This window comes from Paenibacillus sp. P4_A7 (genome assembly GCF_056402455.1).
Map to the genome: position 1 here is coordinate 1 of NZ_JBFUHJ010000175.1, position 10,313 is coordinate 10,313.

Annotated in this window: 9 protein-coding genes and 2 pseudogenes; 1 reads left to right on the forward strand and 10 read right to left on the reverse strand. The window is 39.6% G+C overall.

All coding sequences use genetic code 11. The features are described from left to right. The 8 genes and pseudogenes from AC1DWN_RS19185 to modA all read right to left on the reverse strand — a co-directional run. Positions 1 to 337, reverse strand: a pseudogene (locus tag AC1DWN_RS19185) (hypothetical protein); the annotation flags it as partial. Positions 338 to 361: 24 nt separating this feature from the next. Further along, positions 362 to 1,795, reverse strand: a complete 1,434-nt coding sequence (locus AC1DWN_RS19190; RefSeq protein ID WP_477560507.1) for an SWIM zinc finger family protein — start codon at positions 1,793 to 1,795, stop codon at positions 362 to 364. 566 nt (positions 1,796 to 2,361) lie between these two features. Continuing rightward, a complete protein-coding gene (locus AC1DWN_RS19195; RefSeq protein WP_477560508.1) occupies positions 2,362 to 3,045 on the reverse strand; it encodes a TVP38/TMEM64 family protein in 684 nt (227 codons plus the stop codon). Between the two features lie 24 nt (positions 3,046 to 3,069). Next, positions 3,070 to 4,101 carry an aminoglycoside phosphotransferase family protein gene (locus AC1DWN_RS19200; RefSeq protein WP_477560509.1) on the reverse strand — a complete coding sequence of 344 codons (1,032 nt, stop codon included), beginning with the start codon at positions 4,099 to 4,101 and terminating at the stop codon, positions 3,070 to 3,072. A 383-nt stretch (positions 4,102 to 4,484) separates the two neighbouring features. Next, positions 4,485 to 4,994: a peptide deformylase gene (def, locus tag AC1DWN_RS19205; protein ID WP_477560510.1), complete on the reverse strand. Its 510-nt coding sequence runs from the start codon at positions 4,992 to 4,994 to the stop codon at positions 4,485 to 4,487. 18 nt (positions 4,995 to 5,012) lie between these two features. After that, complete coding sequence (locus AC1DWN_RS19210; RefSeq protein WP_477560511.1) at positions 5,013 to 5,252, reverse strand: helix-turn-helix domain-containing protein; 240 nt, start codon at positions 5,250 to 5,252, stop codon at positions 5,013 to 5,015. 614 nt (positions 5,253 to 5,866) lie between these two features. Further along, positions 5,867 to 6,523 (reverse strand): molybdate ABC transporter permease subunit, encoded by a 657-nt coding sequence (modB, locus tag AC1DWN_RS19215; RefSeq protein ID WP_477560512.1) that lies wholly within the window; start codon positions 6,521 to 6,523, stop codon positions 5,867 to 5,869. 11 nt (positions 6,524 to 6,534) lie between these two features. Continuing rightward, on the reverse strand, positions 6,535 to 7,386 hold the full coding sequence (gene modA, locus AC1DWN_RS19220; RefSeq protein ID WP_477560513.1) for a molybdate ABC transporter substrate-binding protein: 852 nt from the start codon (positions 7,384 to 7,386) through the stop codon (positions 6,535 to 6,537). Between the two features lie 163 nt (positions 7,387 to 7,549). On the opposite strand from modA, the gene AC1DWN_RS19225 reads away from it, so the two are divergent. Further along, a complete protein-coding gene (locus tag AC1DWN_RS19225) occupies positions 7,550 to 8,500 on the forward strand; it encodes a substrate-binding domain-containing protein (protein WP_477560514.1) in 951 nt (316 codons plus the stop codon). Positions 8,501 to 8,506: 6 nt separating this feature from the next. Here the strand turns inward: AC1DWN_RS19225 and AC1DWN_RS19230 are convergent, their stop codons facing one another. Both AC1DWN_RS19230 and AC1DWN_RS19235 read right to left on the reverse strand, forming a co-directional pair. Next, positions 8,507 to 9,808, reverse strand: a complete 1,302-nt coding sequence (locus AC1DWN_RS19230) for an Nramp family divalent metal transporter (protein WP_477560515.1) — start codon at positions 9,806 to 9,808, stop codon at positions 8,507 to 8,509. Positions 9,809 to 10,133: 325 nt separating this feature from the next. Next, positions 10,134 to 10,313, reverse strand: a pseudogene (locus AC1DWN_RS19235) (hypothetical protein); the annotation flags it as partial.

Consider the following 10,313-nt stretch of genomic DNA (forward strand, 5'->3'; position numbering starts at 1 on the left):
GGGCAATCTTCCGGTACGGGATAGCGGTGACAGCTTTGATATCTGTTCCGACCAAGGGAGATATTTCTCCTGTTCCTTCTGTCTTTCCCTGTGTAGATAGGACGGAATGTAAAAGCGTACCTAATTCGAGCATCTTGGATGATGCTTCCGCTCTATCTGACATCAATAGCTCATTTACTCCTAGAGCAAATCGATTAAATATGGGAGCAGATTCTCCCAGTTTCTGCAGCTGTGGTTGTAGTTTTCCTAGTTTCAAATCACCTGCGGCCATCCCACTTCCTGCTATGTACAGACGGCGCAGTTCCTGCTGCAATTCAAATAAAATAGTTATACTCATAAACATTTCTCCTAATCCTGTTTATCAATAAAACAAACGTATGATATGGTCAGATGTAACGATGCTTAATGGCTGAGCCGATAATTGATTGTGCTCCAGGTTATACTCAAACATGACTAAAATGGCGTGATTGCTAACATATTGTTGGTTCAACAACGGAAGTAAAGGAGTTGTCGGATGATTCAGCCATGATATATCTGTGAGTCGCAGGTGCTTACCTTGCTTATCTACAAGCAGGAAGCCGTCGTTATCGCTTGCTATATTCGCATAATCTAACAGTACGATTGGATGTTTCTCCGCGAGTGGGTTTTTGATCTGATTTTTGACTAGCTTGACTGCCTCAGGGATAGTTTTACACGCATGTGAACGTATCCTTTCATAATCGTGCTGCTCTGGCAGCTGGTGTACCGCCTCTTCCCAGCGTATGCGGGGGTTCATGTCTCCCGGATAGACGAAAAGCTCTTTCACTTTCAGCACATCATAGGATGAATCTTCTTCCTTGATGTATTTCGAAGCACGGAATGGTCGGTATGTCCGCGTCATCTGAAGATTGCCGTTCTGAAGCTCCATCCAGCAACCTTCGTCGACATACTCACCCCGAGCTTCATCTGTATATGAGCGAAAAAATAGCTGCAGCAGTTCAGCATCTTCCTGCATCCGGCCATGTTCACGGAGCTCCACCAATTGCCAAGCATGCCCAATCCATTCCTCAAGTGTGGAATCAACATCCATCGTTATTTCCGGATTATCTATTTTGCTCTGTAAATAGTCCTTGCTTTTCTTGACCAAAGAATAGAGAATATTTACTCGCTCCATCGCGATCGAATAGGTTGATTCTTTATCCTCAGAGGATTGAAGCACTAGGACCAATTCCCGCAGTGCTGTCTGAATTCCAGGGATATAATAGTTGCCTAACTGCTTCGCCTGCTCTTCCAACGTTTGTAGCATCTTTTTGTCGATGCTCCCTAACCCCAACTGGGTGAGCTGGAGAATGAGTTTCTCTAATATGCCAATCCCTTCTAGCTGAGAGGATATTTTTTTCACCAAAGCTGCTTTATTCGGTTTCCGTTTTTTGATCTCGTCTCCGCTGACCGCTTCTTTTTTCTTTTCTTCACGCTTTTCAGCATTCTCTCTTTTGTCCCTAATATCTTGAGGTATGTCTGTCGTATCGAACGGACTACCCGCTGTATAGGCATACATTAATCCTAAATTGTGTTTGCATGGAAATTGCCGACTGGGACAAGAGCATCGAAATACGGGGGCTTCTGCTTTAATGAAATCAATGGAACAAATGTAAGGCGTACTTCCACTTCCTTTGCATTCTCCAAAAATAAGGGTTTGATCCGGTGAAGTGCATAACGTGGAAAATTTGTTTTTCTTGACTAAATCCTTACCATTTTTAATAGCATTAATATTCAGTGCCAGACTATCTATATAGGACTCTGTTAATTGATTCATCTTCTACCTCTCACATCTAGATTTTATATGCATTAATTCCACGTTCATCATCAATTTCCTTTTAAAATACGTAAAAATGACCAAAAATAGAACGCGGATACTTCGAAATTTGGACAAATAAATGAAAAAAAGAGCCTGATTTCTCAGGCTTCTCTAGCTTTAATGTTGAAGGCTATTTAAATATAACTACAAATTGTTATTTTATGTATAATTGAAATAGAAAGCTTAACAGTCGAACCACATAATTTAAGGAGGATTTATGAAAATCGCGGTAATACTAAATAGATTGTCTATCGTATTTATGTTGTTTTGCTGGATAGCCTTCATTATGCCTTTCTTCTCGCCAGTATTTCGTTTTAATCTGCATTACACCATGTTGCTGGTATTGATTATCGTGTTTTTTATTAGCGTGGTGGGCCTTGCCGGTGTTAAAGATTGGAGGACAGCTCTGTATTCAATACTTGCAATTCTAGGTTCTATTTCCCTATTCTTAATCGAATGTTTGGTCGTATTCGTAGGTAGTCTACTATCTTAAGATATTGTCCCCGATATTGAGAGACTTATCTTCATCTGCCCATAATCAACTGATAAAACCCATAAACGACAAGTAGAAACAGTGCATATATGACAACCATAACAACCCATTTACCGGAACCAGAGCTCAAATGATCACCCGTATAAGCAAATACGAACATCACAGGGATTTTGCCTAATAAGGTTGAAAGTAAAAATATTCTAAATGGGAGTCCAAACACACCAGCATACAAATTGATAAGTGCTGCGGGTACTATAGGAATAATACGTGCAATAAGCAACGCCCAAAATGTATGGTGTTTTATGAACTCATCCGTTCGTCGTAACGAATTGTATCTCTTAAGCAACATTAGTCCCTTGTTAAACAACAAATATCTGAAAATGAAGTATACCATAACTGCAGCCATCGTTGAGGCGGCTATGTTCAACAAACTACCCCATATTACGCCGTACTTCGCTCCAATGACTGCTCCCACCAAACCAAATGGAATGCCAGGGACTGCGGCCAACAAGACGACTAGTAAAAAGACAATGATAAAGCTGTCGTTCTCTTCCTCATCCATCCACTTTATTAAATTCTCTACATTCATAAATATAGCTATTATAGCGACGATATTAACGGATGCAACTATCCATTTGTTAACTCTCATGCAAATATCAATGCCACGCTTTCTTCGTGCTTCGTATTTATTCGACTTAGTAGATCGGCTTTTCAATTATACTACATCTTCAATTAACTACTAATTAACTTCCGTTAACCATTCTAAACAAACGGGAATAAAATCAGCATAGTCATTAAGAGCTTGTATTGTTTTTATTACTTCCCTTACTCCAAGTTCTTGTTCTACGTCATCCGTACACTCTATTCTCAGAGATCGTCTAATATTGTATTCTAACCATCCAAGTTTCCCTTGAAAACCATAATTCAGCACATCAAGCCAGTGATCACAAAACTCTCCTCCGTGATTATGATAAGTACTAATTACTGTACAAAAAGCCTCCTTGCTTAAATTGCCCGTTTCAAAGCCTGACCAATACAAGGCCACATCTATGAGCTCTTGCCAAGGATTTGTAGTTCCTGCTGCTTCCCAGTCAATAAGGATAGGAATATGATTTTCGTCCCATAATACATTCTTTTGGTCTAAATCTCGGTGGCTGATAACCGAATTGTGCATCATTTTTTTCGCTGAAGAGTTAACTTGTGCTTCCCAATGATATAAATTATTCAAGTTGTCTAATAGCAAGGATGACCATTTCAAGCTATCGTATTTTCCTCTTAGGGCATAATCATTCCAATCAATTACCGTTGTATTTGATGCATTAAGGTTTTCGTTTTTATTATCAACAACGATTTGAGAGAAATCGGTTCTATGTATATACGCAAGTATTTCACCAATCTTTTTGCAGCATTCAATATCAATTATGCCTGTTGTTAATGTCTTACCTTGATGCCAAGGAAACACCAAATAATATTGACCTTCAATCTCCTGTAAACTGTCTCCGTTTGATTCGATTGCTGGTAGTGCGTTTATTCCATTTTGATACGCTATGTTTGCAACTTTTTCTGAGAAAGTAAAGTTGTATAAGGCTGTTTCACGCTGCATAATTTGAGGGTTTAATGCTTTCACTGCATACTCACCCTTGTTTGTTTTCAACTGAAACRTTCTATGGAGGAACCCACCAAATACTTGTTCTGGCTCAGTTAGCAATTGCCCAAGATCAAGTTTTGTACATAACATTTCGAAATTTAAACTATAATTAATGTTTCCCATCTTTTAATCTCCTTACGGTTTAGTTCCACTGAATGCGGAGGGTATCCACCTATCAAAATTCTATTTCAGACAATCTGAATGGATTTTGTCCATTCAAACACCCTAAAACTCCATATACTATGCATTTGAATGGAAAAGATACAATCAAATAGGAAGATAGAGACGATTTACCAGCAAAACAGTTGATTAGACTGGATGAAATACAGCCAAATCTCAAGTAAGTCGTTTTATAGTAGGTTTGATTGGATGAAATACAGTCAAACACGACAAATCAAAAGAATGCTTCACCTACTATCTATCCTCTATCATAAATCCATTCAATATTGAGCCCTATTAAAAGATCATTTACCTAGTAATTCATACTTTCCGAGTAAAAAATAGGGTCATCTCGTCAATCTTTGCACATCAAGAATTCTAATGCCCTGCCCGGTTTCATCGTGATAGAGGAAATGAACTTGAACATGGTCAATAAATAATACGCCATTTAAGTGATCAACCTCATGTTGAATGCATCGAGCCAACATATCTTCAGCTTCTAAAGTGACACATTCACCTTTTCGATTTAAGCTGCTCACTTTAACATATTTAGCTCGTTTTACTACACCTAAATATCCTGGAAACGATAAACAACCTTCTGAGCCTGCCTGCTCACCCTTTGCTTCCAAAATTTCAGGATTAATAAGCTCAATCAATCCATCTCCACAGTCCATTACAATCAGTCTCCGAAGGATACCTATTTGAGGTGCAGCCAAACCTGCTCTTCCATCGGTAGCATAAAGAGTATCGGCCATATCATCTAAAAGTTTGATTGTTTTGGGACTACTTATATCGGCCGGTTTCGCGATCTTTCTTAATATGGGGTCTCCAAAAGGAACAATCGTTCTTTCTGCCATTGTCTGCCTCCTAAATCATTAAGCGCCTTTTATATAGGATGGTGTATGTACCCATAGATCACTAGGCGTACATTCCAATGCCGTACAAAGAGCATCTAACGTTTCTGCTTTCATTTGCTTCGGTTGGTCGTTAAGCAGTGCGCTTATGGAAGGAGCAGACAACTCATATCCTGTTTTCTCTTTTAACAATCGAGCTAAAGCTGCACCGGACCAAATCCCTCTATCGGCCATTATCGTTCTTAACATCCAATTTAACATAGGCAACACCTTCCTTAATTAGGTACTGTTTAATTTTATTAGGTACTGCCTAATGTATCACGGTTTACAAATATTATCAATTGGACCTTTCGTTAGCTAAAATAAAAAACTGATGACTAATCTAATTTATGAATCTTAAAAAGAAAAGTGCCGATTCAAATAATCGGCTCTTCAGTGATTGTTCAATTCCTTATTAATAAAATATCATGCCTTAGTTTCAATATTTGCAATTAATTGAGAGTGAATTAGGGTTAGCTGCGATTTAATTTCAGTGGATGAACTTAATTACTGGGTTAGCTCGATCTGCGACCTCCTTTAGGTGATTTAACTGCATAATTTAAAACTAAATCGGCTCAATTTATCTAATAAATCTCATTAGTTTCACATTTTGGTACTAATTTAACATTGTCACTATGCTGACTGAGAAAAATATGTATTTTCATAAGATAAGTGGATATCCTACTGTCCGATTATCAAACAATAGGAGGATAGTCGAAACTACTTAAAGGTGAAAACCTTATTTATCAGTCTCTAAAAGAAAAGAGCCGATTCAATTAATCGGCTCTTCTGTGATCTTCCATTTATATTTAGAATATCTGTGATCTCTTTACACACTAAGAGCCTTTCCGACTCAAAAGCAGAAGTAAGAAGKAAATGATAATAATCGCGTAGGTCCAAGCCCAAGCCATTGACGTATTGCCCGAATCGACTGCAACGTAGATGGCTGTTGGTATCGTCTGTGTTTTACCTGGAATATTACCTGCAATCATCAGCGTTGCTCCGAACTCTCCTAGACCACGTGCAAAGCCAAGAATATAGGCGGTGATAAGCGAGCGAAAAGCTAATGGAATCGTTATGTATCTAAATACCTCCCACTCACTAGCTCCAATTGAACGGCTAGCATCCTCTAAATCACGATCTACGGAAGTGAATCCCACCTTCATGGTTTGGTAGACAAGAGGAAAGGAAACCACAATAGAAGCAACAACGGCAGCCCACCATGAGAAAATAATTGGTGCGTTAAATAGCCATTCAATCCATTCCCCTATCCAGCTTCTCCGTCCTAGCATAACAAGTAATAAAAAACCTACTACTGTTGGGGGGAGAACCAGCGGAAGCATAAATACAGTTTCAAGAACAATTTTACCCTTGAATGAGCGGCGGGACATCCACCATGCAACTGCCACGCCTACCATAACTACCACTACGCTAGAAAGTAATGCGACCTGTAAGGAAATCCGAATAGGTACCCAAAAATCATGCCAGTTCATAGTAGCCACATTTAGTTCGGGACGGAAAATCCATATTTAGTAAACACGTCAAGTGCTTCTTTCGATTGCAAATACGAATAAAAATCCTCGGCTTCTTTGGCGTGCTTAGTTGCTTTTACAATACCAATTGGATATTGAATTGTCTTATAAGTAGCCGCGTCAACTGCAAATACAACCTTTACTTTGTCGGATGTTAGAGCATCGGTTTTATAGACAAAGCCTGCATCGGCATTTCCAGTTTCCACGTATTGCAGCACTTGTCTTACATCTTTTGCTTGTACGGATTTAACCTGCAAAGCATCCCAGAACTTCGCGTTCGTCAGCGCTTCCTTAGCATAGTTGCCAGCAGGCACACTTTCCGGAATGCCAATCGCAACTGTTTTTACTTCCGCTTTCGTTAGATCGTTCATATTTTCAATCGGTGTTTTGCTATCAACTGGAGCCACAACAACAAGCTCGTTTTTCAACAAATTGATTTGTTGGTTTGAATCAATTAGCTGCTTGTCTACAAGTGCTGTCATGTTCTTAACTGCTGCAGACAAGAACAAATCAACTGGCGCCCCTTGCTCTATTTGCTGCTGCAGCGCACCGGACGCACMAAAGTTGAAATTCAACTTCATATTTGGGTTGCTAGCTTCGTAAGACTTTTGAATATCCGTTAATGCATCTGTCATGCTAGCTGCTGCCGAGATCGTCAGCTCAACCGCTTTAACTTGTTGTTGGCTAGGCTCAATTGTACTTTCTACTGAAGCTCCAGTGTTCGCATTTATATTCGTATTTTGTGCAGCGCCGCAGCCTGCAAAAATTAACGTCATTGCAATTACAATAGATACGAACATATAACCTTTAAACATTTTAAACATTTGTGAACCTCCAAAGTTATGTTTAGATATAATTAACTATATCCAGTATGATTATATCTACGATTCGTTCTATTTGTAAATGTTTTTAACAAAACGTCCATTTCTGATATGTTACAATGAAAATTAAAGAAAATAGCTTGTACAGCAATGAAGGAGGAGCATAATGTCCAGCGATTTCTCTTACACGACCGAAGAAATAGCCAAGCTGCTGAAAATATCCAAGCTCACCGTATACGACCTTATCAAGAAAGGCGAGTTGCCCTCTTACCGTGTAGGCAAGCAGATGCGAGTGGACCCGGCCGACCTAGAAGCCTATAAGCAGCGAGCCAAAGGAATACAAACAAATGAACAGCCAAGCCTATTAAACCCTTCCTTGCAAGCATATACACAATCACCCAATACAGGACTCCGTTCCATCGTTATTACAGGTCAGGATCTTAGTCTAGATATTCTAGCGAAGTTTATGGAAAAAAATATGGACGGAATCCGTCCTCTGCGCTCGTATGTAGGCAGCCTTGACAGCTTGATCTCTATGTACCGCGGCGAATCAGACATCGTCAGCACTCATCTTCTTGACGGAGAAACAGGAGAATACAACCTACCTTATATTAAAAGGCTTCTAGTCGGTTCCTCTTACATTGTCGTCAATTTACTTTCTAGATATGCTGGATTATATGTTAAGAAAGGCAATCCTTTGTCGATAATGGACTGGCCTGATTTAGGTGTGCAAGGGTTGCGGATTGCAAATCGAGAGAAAGGCTCTGGTGCTCGCGTCCTACTCGATGAACAGCTTCGACTGCATGGCCTGAAGTCCTCACCTCTCATCGGATATGATCAAGAACAGAGCAATCATCTTGGGGTGGCGTCCAAAGTGGCATCAGGCGAAGCTGATGTAGGCGTAGGCATAGAAAWAGCAGCGTCTATCGTGGGTAATATTGATTTTATCCCGTTAATAAAGGAACGTTATGATCTCGTCTTACTCAAAAACGCTGATAATCAAGCATGGATTCAGTCTCTGCTCCATATTCTCAGATCAGATGAATTCAAGAAGGAGCTTCAATCCATTACAGGCTATGACCTGACGCGAACCGGAGAAATATTACTAGAAACGTAGAGATGATTAAATAATCATCTCCACGATTAGAAATAGGTTCAATGAGACAACAATTCCTGCAACTATCCATGCTACTATCTTAGTCGTAGGTCGATTGACGAGACTTCCCATTAATTTTTTGTTATTAGTAAATATAATGAGTGGAATCAGAGCAAAAGCAATACCAAATGACAAGATCACTTGGCTCGTGATCAATGCTTTTGTTGCATCGATACCACTCCAAATAATAATCAAAGGCGGAATCGTCGTAATAGCTCTGCGTAAGTATAAATTAATCCGTCTCTTTATAAACCCCTGCATGACCACATCTCCCGCCATTGTCCCTACGGAAGCACTCGCAAGACCTGCAATAAGCAGGCTGAGTCCAAACAGCATTGCAGAAAAAGGGCTAACTAATTGACCAAACTGATGAAACGCCACCTCAAGATCATCTACGACCAACCCTTTTTTGAAAAATAATGCCGCAGCAATGATCACCATCGCCATGTTCACTGCTCCAGCTATAGCCATAGCAATGAAAATGTCGATTAGCTCCATTTTATAAATCCGCTTTTTCTCACAACTATTTCGTCCTACAATCCTTCTTTGTGTCAGTGAGGAATGAAGATAAATGGCATGCGGCATCACAGTCGCTCCAAGTATTCCAGCAGCAAGCAAAATACTGTCGACACCTTGGAACTTAGGCGTTACCATGCCCGCGGTAATAGCACCGACATCAGGCTTCGCTAAGATGACTTGGAAAGCAAAGGCTGACGCTACAATCAGGATCATAGCACTGATACCTGCTTCAAGTGTACGTACTCCTCTACGCTGCAGCTCCAGTATGGCAAATGAACCTACGGCGGTTATCAAAGCTGCAGCCAGCATCGGTATGTCAAATAGCAAGTAAAGTCCTAACGCTGCTCCAATGAATTCTGCTAAGTCGGTCGCGATGATTACAATCTCACTCTGGATCCAAAGAAATAATGAAACTTTTTTCGGGAACCGTTCGCGAGCTACTTCAGGAAGGTTTTTACCGGTGGCAATTCCAAGCTTGGCTGATAAAGACTGAATTAATACAGCCATTAAATTAGAGAATACAATGACCCATAACAAAAGATACCCGTATTGCGATCCTGCAGTAATATTCGTAGCAAAGTTGCCTGGATCAAGATAAGCAACAGATGCGATAAAAGCTGGACCAAGGAATGGAAGCAGCTTTGACAAGCCTCTGCCTCTTCCCTTCAATACAGACTCCGTATTCAAGGTATCTCGTTGGTTATTTAATACTAGTTGACTTTCACTTTGATGATTCTTATGTCTATACATAGGTGTTCCCCCAAACCGGTTTGTCTTTGTGCAAATATTTTTACCTAATGCAACTTTAATGCGATTATATGCCTATAATGTTTAAATGTAAACAGCCAATAGCTGACTGATGACTTTTCATTTTTGTTAACTTTATATTTCATCCTAGTAGAATCTTATGATCTTACGCTCACTTTCGTGAATTCGAGTTCAATTATTTCTAATAACAAATACGAATCTACTTCGATAAGCACTTCTATAGAAAAACGAAAAAACCCTCGCGGAAGCAATGGTTCTTTCGTTTTATTCGTTTTATTTTTTCAAAGCATTAAACCTCAACCACATTTTATAAAGCTTTAAACATCCCCATTATAGGCATAATCGATTTAAGCAAATTCATTCCAATACGAATATTAGGGATCATTCCGTTAATAAAACCGAGCATGTTTGTTCCATTTTTCAGAGCTGACTCGCTAAAAAAAGAATCGAAAAAACCTGATATTTGAGCCTTTTCTCTACTATCGAT